At 68.7% G+C, this 19979-nt stretch carries 17 protein-coding genes and 2 pseudogenes; 8 read left to right on the top strand and 11 right to left on the bottom strand.

The annotated features are described in order from the left end of the window. Nucleotide 1: 1 nt before the first annotated feature. Nucleotides 2–850 (bottom strand): alpha/beta fold hydrolase, encoded by an 849-nt coding sequence (locus ACFFCN_RS10675; RefSeq protein WP_375491424.1) that lies wholly within the window; start codon nucleotides 848–850, stop codon nucleotides 2–4. Between the two features lie 238 nt (nucleotides 851–1088). On the opposite strand from ACFFCN_RS10675, the gene ACFFCN_RS10670 reads away from it, so the two are divergent. Next, nucleotides 1089–2606: an MFS transporter gene (locus ACFFCN_RS10670; RefSeq protein ID WP_375491422.1), complete on the top strand. Its 1518-nt coding sequence runs from the start codon at nucleotides 1089–1091 to the stop codon at nucleotides 2604–2606. A 71-nt stretch (nucleotides 2607–2677) separates the two neighbouring features. Here ACFFCN_RS10670 and ACFFCN_RS10665 read toward each other — a convergent pair whose 3' ends face one another. From ACFFCN_RS10665 to ACFFCN_RS10655, 3 genes and pseudogenes are all read right to left on the bottom strand, one after another. Beyond that, nucleotides 2678–3610 (bottom strand): SDR family oxidoreductase, encoded by a 933-nt coding sequence (locus tag ACFFCN_RS10665; RefSeq protein WP_375491420.1) that lies wholly within the window; start codon nucleotides 3608–3610, stop codon nucleotides 2678–2680. 103 nt (nucleotides 3611–3713) lie between these two features. Beyond that, a complete protein-coding gene (locus tag ACFFCN_RS10660) occupies nucleotides 3714–4067 on the bottom strand; it encodes a nuclear transport factor 2 family protein (protein ID WP_375491437.1) in 354 nt (117 codons plus the stop codon). 9 nt (nucleotides 4068–4076) lie between these two features. Further along, nucleotides 4077–4691: pseudogene (locus ACFFCN_RS10655) on the bottom strand (NADPH-dependent F420 reductase); the annotation flags it as partial. 127 nt (nucleotides 4692–4818) lie between these two features. Here ACFFCN_RS10655 and ACFFCN_RS10650 point away from each other — a divergent pair. Continuing rightward, a complete protein-coding gene (locus ACFFCN_RS10650; protein WP_375491418.1) occupies nucleotides 4819–5727 on the top strand; it encodes a LysR family transcriptional regulator in 909 nt (302 codons plus the stop codon). Nucleotides 5728–5848: 121 nt separating this feature from the next. After that, nucleotides 5849–6220, top strand: a complete 372-nt coding sequence (locus ACFFCN_RS10645; RefSeq protein WP_375491416.1) for a VOC family protein — start codon at nucleotides 5849–5851, stop codon at nucleotides 6218–6220. Nucleotides 6221–6313: 93 nt separating this feature from the next. Here ACFFCN_RS10645 and ACFFCN_RS10640 read toward each other — a convergent pair whose 3' ends face one another. Beyond that, nucleotides 6314–6886 carry a TetR/AcrR family transcriptional regulator gene (locus ACFFCN_RS10640; protein WP_375491415.1) on the bottom strand — a complete coding sequence of 191 codons (573 nt, stop codon included), beginning with the start codon at nucleotides 6884–6886 and terminating at the stop codon, nucleotides 6314–6316. 143 nt (nucleotides 6887–7029) lie between these two features. Between ACFFCN_RS10640 and ACFFCN_RS10635 the strand changes: the two are divergent. From ACFFCN_RS10635 to ACFFCN_RS10625, 3 genes and pseudogenes are all read left to right on the top strand, one after another. Next, nucleotides 7030–7763 (top strand): annotated as a pseudogene (locus ACFFCN_RS10635) (SDR family NAD(P)-dependent oxidoreductase). Between the two features lie 85 nt (nucleotides 7764–7848). Then, entirely contained in the window at nucleotides 7849–8472 is a 624-nt protein-coding gene (locus ACFFCN_RS10630) for an NADPH-dependent F420 reductase (protein ID WP_375491413.1), read from the top strand. Nucleotides 8473–9067: 595 nt separating this feature from the next. Beyond that, a complete protein-coding gene (locus ACFFCN_RS10625) occupies nucleotides 9068–11200 on the top strand; it encodes a DEAD/DEAH box helicase (RefSeq protein WP_375491435.1) in 2133 nt (710 codons plus the stop codon). A gap of 74 nt (nucleotides 11201–11274) precedes the next feature. Here ACFFCN_RS10625 and ACFFCN_RS10620 read toward each other — a convergent pair whose 3' ends face one another. From ACFFCN_RS10620 to ACFFCN_RS10610, 3 genes are all read right to left on the bottom strand, one after another. Next, nucleotides 11275–11694, bottom strand: coding sequence for a DoxX family protein (locus ACFFCN_RS10620; protein WP_375491412.1), 420 nt, complete (start codon nucleotides 11692–11694; stop codon nucleotides 11275–11277). 108 nt (nucleotides 11695–11802) lie between these two features. After that, complete coding sequence (locus tag ACFFCN_RS10615) at nucleotides 11803–12498, bottom strand: dienelactone hydrolase family protein (protein ID WP_375491411.1); 696 nt, start codon at nucleotides 12496–12498, stop codon at nucleotides 11803–11805. Nucleotides 12499–12546: 48 nt separating this feature from the next. Next, complete coding sequence (locus ACFFCN_RS10610; RefSeq protein WP_375491409.1) at nucleotides 12547–13530, bottom strand: LLM class F420-dependent oxidoreductase; 984 nt, start codon at nucleotides 13528–13530, stop codon at nucleotides 12547–12549. 181 nt (nucleotides 13531–13711) lie between these two features. Between ACFFCN_RS10610 and ACFFCN_RS10605 the strand changes: the two genes are divergently transcribed. Beyond that, a complete protein-coding gene (locus ACFFCN_RS10605) occupies nucleotides 13712–15562 on the top strand; it encodes a family 43 glycosylhydrolase (protein WP_375491407.1) in 1851 nt (616 codons plus the stop codon). Between the two features lie 27 nt (nucleotides 15563–15589). Here ACFFCN_RS10605 and ACFFCN_RS10600 read toward each other — a convergent pair whose 3' ends face one another. Next, nucleotides 15590–17101 carry an MFS transporter gene (locus tag ACFFCN_RS10600; protein WP_375491405.1) on the bottom strand — a complete coding sequence of 504 codons (1512 nt, stop codon included), beginning with the start codon at nucleotides 17099–17101 and terminating at the stop codon, nucleotides 15590–15592. Nucleotides 17102–17273: 172 nt separating this feature from the next. Here ACFFCN_RS10600 and ACFFCN_RS10595 point away from each other — a divergent pair, with 172 nt between their 5' ends. Further along, nucleotides 17274–17765: a MarR family winged helix-turn-helix transcriptional regulator gene (locus ACFFCN_RS10595; RefSeq protein WP_375491403.1), complete on the top strand. Its 492-nt coding sequence runs from the start codon at nucleotides 17274–17276 to the stop codon at nucleotides 17763–17765. 18 nt (nucleotides 17766–17783) lie between these two features. On the opposite strand, the gene ACFFCN_RS10590 is transcribed toward ACFFCN_RS10595, so the two are convergent. Together ACFFCN_RS10590 and ACFFCN_RS10585 are read right to left on the bottom strand one after the other, a co-directional pair. Next, entirely contained in the window at nucleotides 17784–18539 is a 756-nt protein-coding gene (locus tag ACFFCN_RS10590) for a YqjF family protein (RefSeq protein ID WP_375491401.1), read from the bottom strand. Between the two features lie 33 nt (nucleotides 18540–18572). Then, complete coding sequence (locus tag ACFFCN_RS10585; protein ID WP_375491399.1) at nucleotides 18573–19976, bottom strand: pyridoxal phosphate-dependent decarboxylase family protein; 1404 nt, start codon at nucleotides 19974–19976, stop codon at nucleotides 18573–18575. Nucleotides 19977–19979: the final 3 nt, after the last annotated feature.

Below are 19979 nucleotides of genomic sequence, written 5' to 3'. Positions count from 1 at the left end.
CTCAACTTTTCAACAGTGCGGCGGTGAGTTGCGCGGGGGCGTCTTCTTGTAGGAGGTGTCCGGCGTTGTCGATCCAGGTCAGGCTCTGGTGTCTGACGTGGTCGGCGAGCCATCGACCAAACGGTGGGGGCACGATGCGGTCTTCGCGTCCCCATAACAGACGCACCGGGATGTCGATGTCGGCAAGCAGATGGGCGTAGTCGTCGGTGTCGGCTTGGGCCAGCTGGCGGTACTGCCGGTAGAAGGCTGCTTGCCCGTCCTCGCCGAGCCAGGGCTGAAGGTAGGCCTCCATGACTCCTGGCCGATACCCGGCATGGGTGGCGTTGCGAAGATGACTGGAAACAAGCGCCTGATGCGCGTAGCCCGGCAGCTGGGCGAAGACCTCCGGGTTGTTGCGGATCTGGGCGAATAGACCGACCTCCCACTCGCCCCCGCTGACGCAGTCGAACAGGGTCAGGTTGCTGAAGCGCGCCCCCTCGACAAGCATGGCGCGCAGCGTGATTGCGCCACCGATGTCGTTGGCAGCAACGCTGACCGGGCCGAGGTCCCAGTGACGCAGCAGCTCTGCGAGACGGCGGGCTTGTGCGGCGATGGTCAGGTCCTGCCCGGCGCGCATGTCGGACTGTCCGTATCCGAGGTGGTCGAAGACGAACACTCGCCGCGTCGCCGCCAGAGCGGGCGCAATGTCGCGCCAGAGCAATGACGAGTATGGCGTGCCGTGCACCAGGACGATCGGCGCACCTTGATCTCCGAGCTGCCGCCACTTCACGTCACCGTCGTCGACGGTGTGGGTCTGGTCGAGCACCCAGGAGCCGGCGACCCCTGCGGCAGCCGCGTCGGGAGCAGTCATCGCACCACCGTATTGCGCAACGCCCAGGTGGACCGCCGGCACGGCGCGAACCCCAACGGCAAGCCACGTGGACGGACGGTCGCCGTACGAAATCGTCACCGGCCGGAGCTGGCTTTTATGCCCCAGAACGTGAACGTGTGAGAAAGCAAACGATGCAGCCGCGGACCCAAAACGCGGCCTGCGTTCATGGCACGGTTGAGGCTTCAGCTACGGGGCGTCCTCGCCCGTGAAAGGTGCCATGAACATCCCCAGCGGACCGCTCGCCGGGCGCTACCCCGCCGTGGCCACCATGGCGTTGCTGGCCCTCGTGCCCTACCTTGCGTTGTCGTCCGCGCTCTCGCCGTTGACGCCGATTATTTCGAAGGATTTGGGCATGGGCGCGCAGACCCTGTCGCTCGGGCTCGGCCTCGCGAACGCGGGCTACGCGGTGGGCACTGTCCTAGCAGTCGTGTTCGCCCAACACCTGCCGCAGCGCGTCATGCTCGTCGCCTACGCCACGGCGTCGGTGATCGGTTCGGTGTTGCTGGCGGCGGCGCAGGACCCGGCCATGTTCCTCGTCGGGCACATCCTGCAGGGCTTGTGCACCAGCCTGTTGTTGATCGCGGCCGTGCCGCCCCTCGCGCTCGGGTTCGGCCGCGAGAAGCTGGAACGCACGGCAGTGACGATGAGTCTTTGCATCTTCGGTGCGGTGGCGCTGGGCCCGGTCATCGGCGGCATCCAGGCCGACTTCCACCAATGGCGGCCATTGCTGTGGATCGTGGCCGGAGTGGCCGCGGCCGCCCTGCTGCTGACGGTCCTGACCTACGACCACACCCCGCCGGCCAACCGCAACGCGCCGAAGGACCCGCTCGCCATCTTGCTCGCGGCTGTCGGGTCCATCGCCGCGTTTTTCGGCGCCTCCGAGCTGACCTCGCACAAATTCCTGTCGTTCTGGACCGTGCTCCCGCTCGTCGGCGGTCTGGCGATCATCGTGGTGCTCATCGTGTACCAGACGCGCAGCCGTAATCCGTTGTTGCCGCTCGGCCCGTTGCTGCGCAGCACGCTGCCGGTCACCGGGATCACGATCGCGCTGTGCGCAGCGGCAGCGTCGGTCTCGGTAAGCGACCTGACCTTGAACCTGGTCACCGAGCGGTACGGCGCCCTGCGGGCCGGCGTGCTCTATCTGCCTGAACTCGTCGGCGCTCTGCTCGCCGCGGTGGCCCTGGGCAAGGTCATCGAGCGCAGGTCGCTGCAGTACCTGCCGGTCGTGGGCATGGCGTTTCTCGCTGCCGGGATCGCGGTGTTCCTCGTCAAGGTTCCCGCGAGCCAACCGTTCGCGCTCGTCGGCTCCGGTCTCACCGGCATCGGGCTGGGCGCGACCGTGGCGCCGGCGCTGTTCGCCGCGGGATTCTCCCTGCCGTCCATGACCCTGCAACGGGTGTTCGCGATGGTCGAGTTACTGCGCGCGGTCGCAGCCTTCATGGTCGCGCCGATCTTCGTGCACCTGGCGACGAGCGTCGGTTCGCCGGCGCACGGCACGCGGGTCGCGTTGTGGATCAGCCTTGCGATCGTCGTGGGCGGCACCACCGTGGCCGGGCTGCTCTACGCCAGCGGCGGCGCGCGACCGCACACGCCGCAGATCGGCACCTTCCTGGACGGCGAAGAACCAGCCTGGCCCTCGCCGCCGCTGTTCGACCGCCTGCGCTCCCGCGGTCGGCACGAGTTCACCTCCGACGAGGACGTCGACGTGCCCACCCTGGTCGATTCCTTCGACTGAAGCTCGCCAACCGTGTCCGCGGGGGTTTCCGGACCCCGTGAGTTGCTGAGCACGACACATGGGTTCTGTCCTCACGCGGCGGGAAAGTAGTGGCCGTTGTCGAGGTCTGCGAGCAGACGCGGCTGCGTCGGTTCCCAGCTGAGGGTTCGGCGGGTGATGAGGTTGGACGCCGGGTAGCTCTTCGTGACGACGTTCGCAAGGAACCCGAAGTAGCCCGGCACCATCAGTTCGTCGAGGGGGATGCTCACCGCGGGCAGGCCCAGATGGTTGCCGATCGCCTCGGCGATGTCACGGAACGAGGTGCCGTCGTCTTCGACGGCGTGCCAGTAGCGGCCGGCCGGCCCCTTCTCCAGCGCGAGGCGGAACAGCGTGGCGACGTCGCGGACGTGCACGGCGTTCCACAGGTTCGCACCGTCCCCGGGGTAACCGGCGAAGCGCTTCTCCTGTGCGAGTGCGATCAGCATCGGCAGGAAGCCGACATCGGTGGTGCTGTGCATGATGTTGGCGATTCGCACGACCGAGGAACGCACGCCCTGCTCGGCCAGGTCGAGGACGGCGGCCTCCACGACATTGCGGACGTGGAGAGTGCCCCGGTGCTCGTCGCCGACGGCCAGGGCCAGGTCCGCCTCGGTGGCCGGCCGGCCCAGCTGCCCGGGCGAGCCGATGCTGCCCGCCGCGACGAGCGGTTTGCCGGTTCCTGCCAGCGCCTCGCCGAACGCGAGCATGATCGGCAACTCAGCGAGGGCGACGGCGTCCATCCCGCCGGTCGGTAGCAGGTCCTGCCGGTGCGCGACGTGGATGACGCCGTCGGACTCCCGTGCCGCCGCCTTGAGCCCGTCCAGGTCCGCGAGCTCGCCGCGGCGAACCGTCGCGCCGAGCGCGGATAGCGCCGCCGCGGCCTCGTCCGACCGGGCCAGACCGGTGACCTCGTGCCCGGCGGCGATCAGCTCGGGAACGATGTGGGAACCGGAGTGGCCGGTCCCGCCGGTGACGAAGACGCGCATGTACTTCCTCCTCGTGGCCGACATGGCAAGAGATGGTGCGAAGACGTGCGCGAGCTACGCGGGCGACCTGGCGGTCTCGCAGCGCGGCTGCGTCGGAACGGTCCTAATAGGTCCGCAGGGACGTGATCTTGGCGTCCTTGTCGAAAGTCATCACGTCGATGACGTCGACGCGCTGGCCCGAGGCGCTGACCTGCACGTGCACGGCTGCTTCTCCGCCGGCCACCTTCAGCGAGACCACATCGACCTCCTGCTCCCGGCCGTCCCACAACGCGTGATAGGCGCTGCGGATCGCCTCGGTTCCGCGATGGACGCCGCCGCCGCTCTCGAAGACGGCGTCGTCGGCGAACAGGCCAGCCACCTCGTCGGCACTCCTGCTTCCCTCGGCGCTCCCGTGTCCCGCCAACTCGAAATACGATCGGACGACCTGGGTGATCTTGTCGGTGCTCAGCTCCGGCACGTCGTCGATGACGTCGATGCCGAGGGCGATGTCGAAGCCCGCACCGTGGCCGGCCAGCCCCATCATCAGCAGACCCGTCCCTTCCAGCCAGTGCGCCATCGCCAAACCGCCGACATCCAGCGGGCGCAGCCCGAGGCTCCGGATGAACGCCGACACGCTCGCCTTCGCCCGCTCGTCGTCGCCGGCGACGAGCACGTCCAGCGGGCCGCCGCGGGCCAGGATGTGGCCGAAAACGGTGTTGAACGCCTTCACGACGCGCGCTGTCGCCGGGACGGCCTTGGCGATCTCCTGCGCACCGGACGAGCCGGACGGAGTGACCAGTTCGGTGTCGTCGGGTGCGGTGAAGGTGTTGGAGATGTCGATGACGACCTTGCCGTTCAGCGCGTCCCCGTACTGGTCGACGACGCTCACGGCGCCGGTGTAGGGCACGGCGAGGATGACGAGGTCACCGGCCGGGATGTCGCCGAACGTGCCGACCGTGGCGCCCGCGCCCAACGCGGCGGCCAGGTCCTCGGCCTTGGCCGTGTCGCGGCCGACGACCTCGACCCGGTGGCCGCTCTCGAGCGCGCGGGCGCCCAGAGCGCGGGCCATGCCGCCCACGCCGATAATGCTGATGCTGCTCATGGAGTGCCTCTTTCCTCGAAGTCGGATCAGACGCTCGACTCCCATCGTGGCCACGGTGACGAGCCCGCGTCCAAGACCTCTTTCGGCTGCGGCGATAGCCTGAGGGCATCGCCGATCAGGAGGCTCCATGGATTTGGACCTGCGCAAGGTGCGGTACTTCATCGCTGTCGCCGACACGTTGCACTTCGGCCGCGCCGCCGACGACCTGCTTATCGCGCAGCCGGTGCTCAGCCGCCAGATCCGCGCGCTGGAGAAGGAACTGGGCACCCCGCTGCTGACCAGGGACAGCCACGGCGTGGCGCTGACCGACGCCGGTCGCCAGCTGTTGAGCGACGCCGGCCCGCTGCTGGCCGCCGCGCAGGCGGCCCGCCATCGGGTGTCCGTGGCCGCGCGAGGGAGCCAACGGTTGACGGTCGGCTTCCGCGCAGGCATCGCGGTCGCCCCGGCCGTGCAGCTCTTCGCCGCTCAGCACCCGGATGTCCCGGTCGACGTGCAGCGGATCGAAGGCGACGAGCAGGCCCAGATGCTGCTCGACGGCCGCATCGACCTCGGCTACGTACGGTTGCCCGTCGACGAGACCGGCCTGCGCATCGCGCCGCTCTACACCGAGTCGCGAGTGGCGGTGCTGCCCCTCAGCCACCGCCTGGCCGGCAAGGAAGAAGTCACCGAGGCCGACCTGGCCGGTGAGTTGCTGGTCTGGAACGCCGACCTTCCACAACCCACCGCCCGCCGGCACCCCAACGCCGGATACCGCGTGCGCGGCGTCGACGAAACGCTCGAACATGTCGCAGCCGGCCGGGGCATCTCGTTCCTGGCCCGCTCGGCGACGGTGTTCTACTCGCACCCGGACGTGGTCTATGTGCCTGTGCCGGACGTGGCGCCGGAACAGGTGTGCCTCGCCGTTGCGCAGTCTCGTGTCTCGCCGCTGGTCGACGCCTTCTTCACCGCGGCCCAATCAGCGGCCGAGGTCACCGCAGAATGCGGAAACTACGACATGTGGCAGCTTGGCGGCCCCGACGCATCGGGACGCGACTGACCGCTGGATCTCCGGCCGGCGGGCCGGCGTGCGTAAGCAGGCGTTCGCCGGCGACGTCGATGCGGCGCTGCGGGACGCACCCGCCCAGGTGAGCGCGACAAAAGGAATGGAGACAGAGCCCATGACGCTGCTCGACCACGTTGTCCTGCAGGTCGACGAACTCAACGCTGTTGGCGACTGGTATGACCAGGTCGTCAACCTGATCGGAGGTGCGCGAACCTTCGACACACCGACCGTGATCGGATACGCCCTACCGGGCCAGCCGACCCAGCTGTTGTTCTCCCTGGCGACCGACCCCGATGGTCGCCAGACCCACATCGCGCTCAGAGTCGAAGACGAGGCGACCGTCCGACGTGCCTACGAGCTCGCCGTTGCACTCGGCACCGAGATCCTGCACGAGCCTCGGTTGTGGCCGGAGTACGCGCCGGACTACTACGCGGTGTTCGTCCGAGACCCGGCCGGAAACAACCTCGAATTCAAGTACCAACCCTGAGCGGCACGGATCGCCGCAGCTGTAGGTGACGGTTCGAGCGCGATCCGCTCGGTCCGTCAGGCCATCGGCAAGTAGCCGACTCCGAGAACTGGATCAACCGGGAATGGCGTCGTCGATCAGCACGGCGGCGATGGCGGCGGCGGTGGAGAACGATTCGCTGTTGAGAACTCGGGTACGGGCCGAGGCGCCGTCGATGAGCAGCGCCAGTTGTTCGCCGAGCTGTTCTGGATCGGTGGCGCCGGCATCGCGGGCTGTCTCGGTGAGCCGGGCGGCGATCGTGTTCTTGTAGTCGCGCGCGAACAGCGAGGCCGGGTGTTGGGGGTTGTGCAGTTCGACGGCTGCGCCGATGAACGGGCACAGGGGCGTCGTGTCGGGCATGTCGAACGCGGCGAGGAGTCGTTCGCGCGGCGTGATGTCAGTGCGGTCGAACACGCCGGGCATGACGTCGGGATCGAACCGGCGCAGGTACTCGGCCACGAGTTCGTCCTTACTGGCGAAGTGCTGGTAGGCCGTGCGCTTGGACACCTGCGCCACGGCGCAGAGCTGGTCCATACCGGTGCGGTTGATCCCCTGATTGCGGAACAGCAGCTGTGCGGCGCTGAGGATGCGCTCGCGTGCGCCCCTGCCACGTCGCACGCCCAGAGGACCTTTCTCGAACTCGGACATGTGATCAATGTACGCCTCGTTGGTACCGATCGGTGTGGGTAACTTGCGCAGCTTCGAGCCGCGGGGTTACGTTACATACACAGATCGGTGTGCATACGGTCCGATCAGGGACCCGGCACCGTCGCAACCACTGAGGAGTGATCGTGGGAAAGCTCGATGGGAGGACCGCAGTGATCACCGGCGCATCCACCGGCATGGCACTGGCCGGCGCCAAGTTGTTCGTTGACGAAGGGGCGCACGTCTTCATCCAGGCCCGGCGCAAAAACGTCCTGGACGAAGCCGTCGCGAAGATCGGACACAACGTCACCGCAGTGCAGGGCGACGCATCCGACCTGGCCGATCTCGACCGGCTGTACGACACGGTCAAGCAGGAAAAGGGCTCGATCGACGTGCTGTGGGCCAGCGCCGGAATGGGCGAGCCCGGCGCCCTCGGCGAAATCACCGAAGACCAGTACGAGCGCGCCTTCGGGCTCAACGTGCGGGGCACGCTGTTCACCGTGCAGAAGGCACTGCCGTTGCTGAACGACGGCGCCTCGATCTTCATGACCGGCTCCAACGCTTCCCTCGGCGCCTTTCCCGGCTGGAGCCTCTACGCCGGAAGCAAGGCCGTCCAGCAGGCCTGGGCCCGCGTGTGGCTCAACGAACTGCGTGACCGCAAGATCCGGGTCAACGTCCTGACCCCGGCCAGGTCGCCACCGCCAAGCAAGAAGAACTATTCGACGAGGACACCATCGCCGCGTTCGAGTCCCTCATCCCGCGCAAGAAGATGGGCCGACCCGAAGAGATCGCCTCTATTGCCCTGTTCCTCGCCTCCGACGACTCCAGCTACGTCAACGGCCTGGAACTGGTCGCCGACGGCGGCGCTACCGCCCTGTAGCGCATCTGTTCGGCGGGAGCCGACAGCAACCCGACCGACAACACCCCAACGAGTGGCAACACCACTACAAGACGGAGAGGACACCATGAGCAACGTCACTCTGATCGGCACAGGAAACATGGCCCGCACCATCGGCACCCTGGCCGTGGCAGGCGGCAACACCGTCGAGGTCATGGGCCGCGACCACTCCAAAGCCGACGACCTGGCCGCGGCGCTGGGCGGCGGCACGACCACCGGTACGTGGGGTGCCGTCCCGGCCGGCGACATCGTCATCACGGCCCTGTTGTACGACGGCGTCGTTCCGGTCGTCGCTGAGTACGGAGACTCACTGGCCGACAAGATCGTCGTCGATATCAGCAACCCCTTCAACGCCACCGGCGACGGACTGGCCTACAACGGTGAGACCTCGATCGCGCAGGAAGTCGCGAAGGTCGCCCCGGCCAGCGCTCGCGTGATCAAGGCGTTCAACACGATCTTCCGCGGTGTTCTGGAGAACGGCCGGCCCAACGTCTTCTTCGCCGGCGACGATGCGCAGGCCAAGGCAGCTTTGGCTGCCTTCATCGAGAGCATCGGCCTGCGCCCACTTGACGTCGGCGGCTTGAAGATGGCGCACTGGGTCGAGGGAATGGGTCTGGTGACGATGGGCCTCGCCGCGAACGGTGTCGGCCACTGGGACTTCGCCCTCGGCGTCGACGAATTCACCGGCTGAGCCCATTCCGCAGCCGCACGCGCCGCCGACGTCCGCGGAGGTCGTCGGATCCGGTAGGACCCGCCCGGATCATCGTGCGAGCGAGTGCCAAGGAAGGCTCGACGGACCGTGCCCAGCCGCAGCCATTGACCGCGGCAGCGAGTGCGCTGCCGACTATGACCACGCGCACCATTGCGTCGCCCGGCGGAGAGTGCGCGATATCGACGGCTGTCAAGCGCCTCGATGGGGCTGCTGGCTACCCGCTATCGACGGTTCATCAGGTTTGGTGCCGAGTCGCCTCGCGGCGCGGATGCCATCAAGGCTCCAGGTCTGGCTGCACGCTTGGAGGACGGCGCTGCCGGCTAGGTACCATAAGTTGCGACATCCAGGCGAGCGGAAACTCGCCGGGTAGCGACGCCGTCCGGCATCGGCCGCCGATTCGTCGGCTACGTCGAAAGCGGCCCTTTCCTATGCGGCCGCGGCAACGTGCCGGAGTCAGTTGCTCGCGGCGTTGCCGATCAGACGGTCGGCGGGTTCTGGCGGACGTGGTCACTGGTTCGCCGTACGTGTGCGCGGCCGCGCCTGGACACCGATCCTGGCGTGTAGAGGAGGGTTCGTGGCTCGATCAGGCCCGCGTCGGTCAGGCGCTCGCCGCACCGCTTCGCGACCGCAGCGTCGCGCGTCAGGTCCGGAAGACCTCATCTCGGTCCTGGCGCGCGCCGTCCGGGCGGTGGAGGTCGCCGTCGAGCACGGCCGCGTGACGCCTGCCGTGCGCACGAGGTTCCAGGCCGTGGCCGTCCTGGTGCGCGAGGAGCATGCCCGGGTGCAGGGGGAGCAGACCGGTGCACAAGGGCGTCGGGCCAACCAGCTGAAGCGCCTGGACGGGATCGCCACGATCCTCGCCAAGACGGCCGTCCGCGACTCGAAGCTGCTCGCGCTGCTGTCCGAGGACGCCGCCGTCTCGGACGCGGTCACATCGTCAATGCACGTCATGCTGAAGTCGGCGGGTATCGAGCCGGCCGTCGTCCAGGAGGCAGTGCCGACGGAGCCTGCGGAGGTTCCCGCCGGCAGCGAGCGTCGGGTCGTGCCTCAGTCGGTGGCGACTCGACAGCTCACCACCTCGTTCCTCGCCCCTGATTTTTCGGCGGCCCGACCGGACTCGGTCGGACCGCGTCGCCTGGCCGGCTGGGAATTGCTCAAGCCGCTGTTCACCTCGTTCGAGCGGGCCGACAGCGGAGCCCCGGCGTGCATGGCCCTGCCGGCGCCGGCGGCCGTGCGCGGCCTGGGGGACCAGGAGCTGATGCCCCACCAGGCGCGGTTGGTCGCCGCCGCGGCGGCCGGCCACCGAACCTTCTTGCTCGCCGACGAGCCGGGCCTGGGCAAGACGGCCCAGGCGCTGCTCGCGGCGCAGGCTGCGAACGCCTATCCGTTGCTGGTGGTGGTCCCCAGTGTGGTGAAGATCAACTGGGTCCGCGAGGTCGGCCTGTGGACTCCGAACCGCTCGGTCACCGCGGTCTACGGCGACGGCGAGACGGTCGACGGCTACGCCGACATCGTGGTGGTCAACTACGAGGTCCTCGACCGTCACGTGGGGTGGTTCGGCACCTTCGGTTTCCGTGGCATGGTCGTCGACGAGGCGCACTTCATCAAGAACATGAATTCCCAACGCTCACGGCACGTGCTGGAACTCTCCAAACGGATCCGGTCCGGCCCGGCGCGTCCGTTGTTGATGGCCCTCACCGGCACCCCGCTGATCAACGACATCGACGACTTCCGCGCGATCTGGCGGTTCCTCGGCTGGATCGACGAGACCGAGCCGCTCGCCGATCTGATGGCATCTCTCGAGTCCGTGGGCCTGACGCCCGCGGATCCCGGGTTCTCCTCCGCCGCTCGCCAGTGCGTGATCGATCTCGGCATCGTCCGGCGTCGCAAGGTCGACGTGGTTGCCGACATCCCTGCGCGCCGCACCGCGGACGTACCGGTTGAGCTGGACGAGAAGCTGGCCCGTTCCATCAGCGCGGCCGAACGCGACCTCGCCCGCCGGATGGTCGACCAGTACGAGACCGCGCTCGCGAACCGTCGGACCGGCATCGTCGATGGCATCGACCACGAACTCGTGCGCAAGGTGGCGGCGTCGGAGCAGAAGGATACGAGCTCGACGACCGGTGAGAACGTGTTCGGCATGATGCGGCGCATCGGTCAGGCCAAGGCCGGCCTCGCCGCCGACTACACGGCGCAGCTCGCACGCAGCGCGGGCAAAGTGGTCTTCTTTGCCCGGCATGTCGACGTCTTGGACGTCGCAGAGGAGGTCTTTGCCAAACAGGGAATGCGCTTCTCGTCGATCCGAGGCGGTCAGACTCCGTTATCGCGGCAGCGCAACATCGATGCCTTCGTGAACGACTCCGAGGTCGTCATCGCGGTTTGCTCGCTCACCGCTGCCGGTGTCGGTCTCAATCTGCAGGTCGCCTCCAACGTCGTGCTGGCCGAGTTGTCCTGGACCGACGCGGAGCAGACACAAGCCATCGATCGCAGCCACCGCATCGGGCAGACGGAACCTGTGACCGCATGGCGCATCATCGCCGCGCGGACCATCGACAGCAGGATTGCCGAGCTGATCGACAGCAAAGCAGGGCTCGCCGCGAGAGCGCTGGATGGCTCCGACGAAGACGTATGGTCCTCAGCCGACGTGCAGCACGAAGCGTTGGTCGCGTTGTTGACCGACGCGCTGTCCACGCGCCACGCGACATGAGCGGGCAACCACCGACGCGCCCGTGATGATGCGTTACGAGACGGCGTGAGGCCCCGTTGTTGCGCTGACGTCACTCAAATCTCGCGTACGGCCCGACGCGGCCACAGCGTTCGGACGCCGGCCCAGTTGCCTCGAGCGATGTAGAGCGCCCAGATGACCAGCGGGATCTGAAGTGGCAGTCGTCCGAATGCGATGACCTTGCTGCCGTGGCCTTGCCACGCTTGGACGGCCATGTCGATATTGGCCGGGAAGACGACGACGAACAATGCGGCTGCGGCCCATCCCGCCATGCGACGGGTTCGTGGGATCAACAGCCCGACGGCGCAACCCAGCTCGAGCACACCACTGGCCCGCACCCAGAAAGCGCGCGAACCGAGGAAGCGCGGCACGATCGACTCAAACCCACTCGGCGAGGCAAAGTGCCAGGTCCCCGTCGTCAGCAGTACCGCGGCCAGTGCGACAGCGGCCACCGGGACACCGGTTCGCAGGCTCATTGCCTCATGGTGCCTCCCGTACCGAGGCAACTGCCGCGTGAACGCCCGGTGACTGCCGCCGGCGGTGAGCCGCGACGGGACGCGTGTGCATCCCGTCGCGGGACAGGGTCACTGCACCGTGGAACGCAGGAACTCGAGGGTGCGTGACCAGGCCTGCTCGGCGAGTTCGGGCTTGTGGGTGCCCATCTTGTCGTCCGGATTCATGAAGGCGTGGCCGGCGTCGTAGTAGAAGAACTGGACCTCGGCGCCGGATTCGGAGCGGATCTGCTCCTCGGTCTTACGGGCGTCATCGGCCGGCATCATCTGGTCCTGCGTGCCGTAATGCCCCTGCACCGCGGCGGTGATCCCGGCGTAGCTCTCGGGCGTTCCCGGGCCGACGCCGTAATAGGACACCGACGCCGAAACGCGGTTGCCTTGCTGAGCGGCGAGGAGCAACGCGAAAGCTCCGCCCATGCAGTAGCCGACCACTCCGACGGTGGCAGAGCTGACCGCTTCGTGGCCGAGCAGGAAGTCGACACCGCCGGCGAGGTCTTTGGTCGCCTGCTCGACAGGCAACGACGACAGCATCTGCCCCGCCTCGTCCGAATCGTGGGCCACGCGACCGCCGAACAGGTCCGGCGCGAGAGCGACGAACCCCTCGGCGGCGAAACGGTCGACGACCTTCTTGAGGCTGTCGTCGAGCCCCCACCATTCCTGAATGACGATGAGGCCGGGCCCGGACCCGCCTTCCGGCACGGCGAGATAGCCGTGGGCCGTTCCACCGTTGCTGGCGAAGGTGACGTTCTGGAAGGGCTGCTCGGTCATGAAACTCCTTGAGGTCGTGGTGGCACGGGAGGTATCGCCCGTACGCGGTCAGCCGGCGAGTGCTGCCGACACTGCTGCACCGGCAAGTTCGATGGTGCCCGGCTGGTGGCCGTTGCCGACGAGGTTGAGCAGGACGCCGTCCACGCCCACGTCGAGGACGCGGGTGCGCAGCTGCTCGGCGACCTGGTCCGGCGTGCCGACGAAATGCCGCGCGGTCGCCTGCGCACGCTGTTCCTCGGACAACGTGTCGAGATCGGTGCCGCTGTTGAGCACGATCTCGCGCTGCAACCTGCGGGCGTTCTGCTCGTCCTCGTCGACGATGACGAAGGTCAGGAAACTGGTCTCGAGCGTGGCGCGGTCGCGGCCGGCTTCGTCGCAGCGCGCGGCGAGCGCGTCGAGCTTGCGCGGCAGGTCCGCCGGGTCGCAGATGATGTTGAGGTGGTCGGCGTATCTCGCCGCCAGCCCGAACGTCTTCTTCTCGCCACCGCCGCCGAGCATGATCGGCAGGTTGTCGCGAACACGCGGTTCGTTGAACGCGTCGTCGGTGCGGTACCGGGCGCCGTCGTGCGTGGAGTGCTCGCCGTGCAGCATCGACGCGATGATGTCGAGTGCCTCGGCGAGCCGGTCGAAGCGGTCGGTGAACGTGCCGAACTCCAGACCGAACGCGTTGTGCTCGAGTGCGTACCAGCCTGCACCGATGCCGAGCACCGCGCGGCCGCCGCTGACGACGTCGAGCGTGGTCACCGTTTTGGCCAGGATCGCCGGATTGCGGTACGTGTTGCCGGTGACGAGCGCGGACAGCTGCACGCGCTCCGTGGCAGTGGCCAGGGCCCCGAGCGCGGTGTAGCACTCCAGCATCGGCTCGTCCGGCTTGCCGATGCCCGGCAGTTGATAGAAGTGGTCCATGAGCAACACCGTGTCGAAGCCCGCGGCCTCGGCCGCGCGGGCCTGCGCGATGACCGTCGGGAAGATCTGTGCCGGGCCGCCCGGGTAGCTGAAGTTGGGGATCTGGTACCCCATACGAATCGTCACACCCTCGACGCTAACCCCGCCCGCAAAACCGCGCGCGGTCGCGATACGAGTCCGGCCACACAAGAGGTTGCGGAGCAGTACGGGCCGACCTCGGGTGTCCGGTTGGCTGTAGATTTTCGGCTTTCGATCAATATGTGATCATTCGTTGACATCGACAACGGACGAACCGTGCAATGACGCCATGACGCAGCGAAGGCGGTTCACGCGAATGGTCCTCGTCGGCTTGCTGATCGGCGGGCTCGCTGCGACGACAGCGCCGGCGTCAGCGCGTCCGGCACCACGCCCTGACCGCAAGTCCACGCATGCGATCAAGCCGGTCATCGATGCCAACTTCGCCGACCCGGACGTGCTGCGCGTCGGCCGGGAGTACCACGCTTACGCGACGAACTCCGGTGGCCAGAACATCCAGCACCGCACGTCCACCGACCTCGTGCACTGGCGTAAGCGCGGCGACGTGCTGCCGCAGCTCGGCGCGTGGGTCGGGCCGTGCACGTTCACCCCCGGCGGCGCGACCGACCACTGTGTGTGGGCGCCGCAGGTGACGCGCGTGGCGGGCGGCTACGTCCTCTATTACACGGCCCGCGACGCGCTCGCCCCGCGCCAGTGCATCGGTGCGGCGTTCGCGAGCTCGGCGAACGGCCCGTTCGCGCCGATCGGCAGCGCGCCGCTGGTATGCCCGGACGGGCAGCGTGGCACCACCGATCTGGGCGGCGCCATCGACGCCACCACCTACCGCGAGAACGGGCAGCTCTATCTGCTGTGGAAGACCGACGGCAACTGCTGCGCGCAACCCGCGCGGATCTTCATCCAGCCGCTGACCCGCAACGGCCGGACGCTCACCGGCTCGGCGACCGAGCTGATCCACAACGATCAACACTTCGAGGGCGCCGTCGTCGAGGCACCGAACCTCGTCGAGCACAACGGCAGGTACTACCTCTTCTACTCGGCGAACGACTTCGGCGGCGGCAACTACCGCACCGGCTACGCCACCGCGCGCAACCTCACCGGTCCCTATACGAAGTCGTCGACCGAGCTCATGACCACCGACCAGTTTCACGACACGGTCATCGGTCCGGGCGGTGAGGCAATCTTCACCACGCCGTCCGGGCAGACCGAGATCGCCTTCCACGGTTGGGATCCGACGTACACCTACCGCGCGATGTACGTCAGCAGGCTGCAGTGGTCGGCGCCCGGGCTGCCGGCCGGGCCGCATGTCGCAGCGGCCGACCGCCGCTACCAGGCCGAGGACGGCGTCGTGCGCGATGCCAAGGTCGTCGCCGACGACACCGCCTCCAACGAGGCAAAGGTCGGCAACCTCGACAACGCGGACAGCTCGGTCAGCCGCCGGGTGTGGGCGGACCACACCGGCCGCTCGACACTCGGTATCCGCTACGACAACGGATCGCGCGACGCGGACATCGGCGTGCCGGCCACCGACACGGTGTCGATCAACGGCCGGCCGGCCGGCGTGCTCACGCTGCCCAACACGGCGTGGGGCAATTGGCAGACTGCGGAGTACCGCGTGCGCATGCACCACGGGTGGAACACCGTCAGGCTCGCCAAGCAGACCTGGTACGCGGAGATCGACGCGATCGACGTCTACGACACCCGACCCGCGCCGCCGCCGGCGCCGTTGCCGACCGGTCCCGCCACCCGCTACGAGGCGGAGAACGGCGTCATCACCGACGCACGCGTGGTCGACGACCCGCTCGCGTCGAACGGCGCCAAGGTCGGCGGGCTCGACCACCCGGACAGCGCGGTCACGCTCACTGTCACGGCGCCGAGAGCCCGTCTGGCGGCGCTCGGCATCCGCTACGGCAACGGATCGCTGGACAACAGCGGCTATGCCGTCGCGGCGACCGACGTCGTCACGGTGAACGGTCGCAGCGCCGGCACGATCACGTTCCGCAACACGACGTGGGACAACTGGCAGGTCACGCCGTACCGCGTGCGGCTGCACCGCGGCACCAACACGATCACGTTCACGAAGAAGACGTTCTACACCGAGCTCGACGCCGTCGACGTCTACTGATCGTCGACGGCGCCGGGCCGGTCGGGACTAGCGGATCCCGTCGAGCACCTCGGCCTGCTCGAAGGCGGTGGGCTCGGTGGTGGAGCTCGTGTCGCTGCTGCCTGGCGCTGCTGCCTGGCGCTGCTTGCTGACCAGCACGATCGACAGGACGGTTGCCAGGATCAGTGCGCCGAGGCCCCAGGTGAACGCGACCGTGTAACCGTGGACGACGCCGGTGGCGGCAGCGCGCGGGCCGTGATCGGTGAGGTAGTGCGCGGTCGCGGTCGCCGCGATCGTGTTCAGCAGCGCGGTCCCGAGCGAGCCGCCGACCTGCTGGGTGGTGTTGACCAGCGCGCTGGCCACGCCGGCGTCACGCGCATCGACACCGATCAGTGCGGTGCTCGAGAGGGCGACGAAGGCGAAGCCCATGCCGAGGCTCATCACGATCTCGGCGGGGAGCACGTGGCTCGCGTAGCTCGCATGTAAGCCGATCTGGGTGAACAGAGCCATGCCCACCGCCGCGGCAGCGGTGCCGCCGGCCATCAGCGGGCGCGGTCCGATGCGCGGCAGCAGGTTGCTGGCCGCGGCGGCGGCCACCACGATGCCGGCGCTGAAGGGCAGGAACGCCAGCCCGGACTTCACGGCCGAGTACCGCAGCGTGCCCTGCAGGTAATAGACGAGGAACAAGAACATGCCGAACAACGCGAGACCGATGAGCAGTGACACCAGGAACGCGCCGGCGCGGTTGCGTTCGCTGAACACGCGCGGCGGCAGCAGCGGCTCGGCGGTGCGGCTCTCGATCACCATGAAGGCGGCGAGCAGCACCACTGCGGCGATCAGCAGCGTGACTGTGGAACCGGCGGACCAGCCGCTCTCGTTCGCCTTGGTGAACCCGTAGACGAGCGCGACGAGGCCGAGCGTGCTGGTGATGACGCCCGGGATGTCGTAGTGCGGCTTGCCCTCCGCGCGGCTCTCGCGCACCACGAGGAATCCGCCGACGGCGGTGGCGATGGCGATCGGGGTGTTGACCAGCAGCGTCCAGCGCCACGACGCGTATTCGGTCAGGACGCCGCCCAGGATCAGGCCGAGCGCCGCGCCGCCGCCGGAGATGCCGCCGTAGACGGCGAACGCCTTGGCCCGCTCCCGCGGCTCGGTGAACGTGATGGTGATCAGCGACAGGGCGGCCGGGGCCATCAGCGCGGCGAACGCTCCTTGCAGCCCGCGCGCGGCGAAGAGCTCGCCCTGGTTCTGTGCGATGCCGCCGATCGCGGACGCCACGCCGAAGCCGACGAGGCCGATGACGAACGCACGTTTGCGCCCGATGAAGTCGGCGATCCGGCCGCCGAGCAGCAGCAGGCCGCCGAAGGCCAGCGCATAGGCCGTGATGACCCACTGCCGGTTGGCGTCGGAGATGCCGAGCGAGCGCTGCGCAGAGGGCAGCGCGATGTTCACGATGCTGGCGTCGAGCACCACCATCAGTTGCGCGATCGCGATCAGACCCAGTGCCAGCCAGCGCCGGGGGTCGGCGTCGGTCGTCGGCTCGGTGAGCGACATGGACATTGCGAGGTACCTCTTCCCCAGGTGGATCGGCCCGTGCGGACCGCGGACCACGTTACGAACCTAGATGGTCCGAGTCAAGACGATCTGTTTCGCATTCATCCGGGGTTGTCCGATCGGCCATGGGGCCGTAGGATGCGGACGCATGGGAGCGCGTCAGCCTGCAGTGGCAGCGGTGGCGCAATCCGACTGCTTCGCGCCGCTGTGGCCGGCCGATCTCACCCTGCTGCTGCACGCCGCGGCGGACCGGATGGTCGTCGAGCTGGACCGCGCCGCCGTCGAGCTCGGACTCAACGATGTGCGTGACTGGATGGTGTTGGCCGCCCTCGACGACGAGGTAGCGCGCACCCAGCTCGAGCTGAGTCGGATGATCTGCATCGACAAGACGACGCTGATCACCGTCCTGGACCGGCTGGAGAAGCAGGAACTGGTGGTGCGGGCGGGCGACCCGACCGCCCGCCGGGTCCGTATCCCGCGCATCACCGCCGCCGGCCGCCGGGCACACGCCAAGTTCGCGACGGCCCGTGACGCCGCCGAGAAGCGCGCGCTCGACGGCGTCGACACCGACCAGCGAGCCGTGTTGTTCGACCTGCTCGCCCGCATCGCCGACCGCAACACCGCCGACCAGACCGTCGAGTCGGCCGCGCGCGGACGAGCCACGGTCTGATCCGCTCGCATCGGCCGGTCAGGTCGAGACCGGCACCACCTGCGGCCAGGAGAATCGGGCACGGACGCCGGGGGACCACAGCGCGCGCAGTGGCGCGCCCGCCATCGGTACGCCCGCCGCGTCCACGAGACCGTCGGCGAGCTGCACGATGTCGGCGGCGTACAGCGGCCAGCGTCCGTGCCGGTTCGGCACCCAGATGGTCCGGCCGGCGAACGTCGAGTGCATGCCCCACCGCGAGACGAGAAACGACTCCAGCGGCGTCGGTTCGGTCGGCTCGCCGACGCGTAGGCGCAGCGACGACGTGATCGACCTACGCGCGAGGCGCCGCATCTGCCAGCTGACCTCGCCGCCGTTGGATCGCGACGCGCTGATGCGCGCCCAGCGGTAGGGCACGCCGCCGGCGTTGGCCAGTGCGACGACCGGCAAGCGGGTGGCGTCGAGGGACCGGAACACGACGCCGTGCCGCCCGGCATCGTCGACCGAGTACAGACGCACGTTCCACTCGAGGAACGACCCGAAATACGGCAGCGGCATGTTCGGGCCGAAGCCGGCACGGCGCATCCGGAACGGCACCAGCCCGACGTAGGTCATCCCGTCGCGCCAGACGTCGACGCGGACTCCCGGCGGCATGAACTGTTCGACGTCCCGAGGTCGGACCGGCCAGTGCACGAACACGAGGTCGCGCCATTCCTGGTCGAACACGACGCGTCCCGGCAGCGCGGGCGCGTCGAGCGGCGGCCCCGGCGCCGCTGCGACGTCGTGCTGCTCGCTCATCACCTGCAACGCTAGCGCCCGGCGCGCCGGCCGTCATGATCGGCCGGCGGGACGGCGCTGCGTCTCGACGTCCACGTCGGCGATCACTGCACGCAGCGCTTCGAGGCTGCGCCGCACGTCGTCCGGGCCGGTGGACCAGTTGCTCACGGACACGCGGAGCACGGCTTGCCCGCGCCACCTCGAACCGGAGATCCACGTCGTCCCGTCGGCCATCAACCGCCGACCGACCTCGGCCGTACGGTCGTCGGATCCCAGGCTCAGGCAGACCTGCGTGTACACGACGTCGTTGAGCACGCGTACGCCGGGCAGCTCGCCCGCGGCAGCGGCGAACGCCGCCGCGTTCGCGTGCAGGCGGTCGAGCAGTTCGGCGCATCCCTGCCGCCCGAGCGAGCGGAGCACTGCCCATACCGGCACGCCTCGCGCGCGTCGGGAGAACTCCGGGGTGCGGTCCGTCGGATCCCCTGCGCCGCGAATGAGGTAGGCACCATGCTTGCCGAGTGCGTTGTTCAACGCCGCGGCGTCGCGCACGATCGTGATGCCGCAGTCGTAGGGCACATTCAGCGTCTTGTGCGCGTCCGACGTCCACGAGTCGGCGAGCTCCATTCCGGCGGTCAGCTGCCGCAGAGCCGGCGAGCACGCCGCGAACAGCCCGAACGCGCCGTCGACGTGCACCCACGCGCCGACCCTGCGCGCCGCTGCGATCGCCTCGGGGAACGGATCGAACGCGCCGGAATGCACGTTGCCGGCCTGCAGGACGACGATCGTCGGCACTCCCGGGTCGAGCGCGGCGGCGAGTGCGACGGGATCGATGCGGCCCTGCGCGTCGGCGGCGACCCGGCGCGGCTCGCCGAGACCGAGATACGACAGCGCGAACAGCACGCTCTCGTGCACCTCGGTCCCGGCGAGCACCCGAACCCGCGGGCCGCCGGTCAACCCCCGCTGCGCGACATCCCACCCGGCTGTCCGCAGCACCGCGTCGCGAGCGGCCGCGAGGCACGACCAGTTCGACATGGTTGCGCCGGTCGGGAAGCCCACCGCGGCGTCGGACGGTAAGCCCAACAACTCGAGCAGCCAACTCCCGGCGAGCTGCTCCGCTGCCGTCGCCGTCGGGGCCAGCACACCCAGGCCGGCGTTCTGGTCCCACGCGCTGACCAGCCAGTCGGCGCCGAGCGCGGCAGGGTGCGTACCGCCCACCACCATTCCGAAGAACCGGCCCGACGGGCTGGCCACCAGCCCCGGCCCGCCGCGGGTCGCGAGCAGGTCGACGACCTCGGCGGGGTCGGTGGGCTCGTCCGGCAGCCGGGTGCCGAGTGCCGACATCATCTGCTCCGCAGTCGCCCGCGCGGGCACGTCGCGCGTGTCCAGCGACGTGATCCAGTCGTCGGCGTGCCGGTGAGCGGTTCGCAGGCTTTCCAGGGTGGGGACGCGGTCATTCATCGC

Source organism: uncultured Jatrophihabitans sp. (assembly GCF_964246335.1).
In the GTDB taxonomy this organism is placed as follows: Bacteria; Actinomycetota; Actinomycetes; order Mycobacteriales; family Jatrophihabitantaceae; genus Jatrophihabitans.
This window is presented reverse-complemented; position numbering and strand designations above follow the sequence as displayed.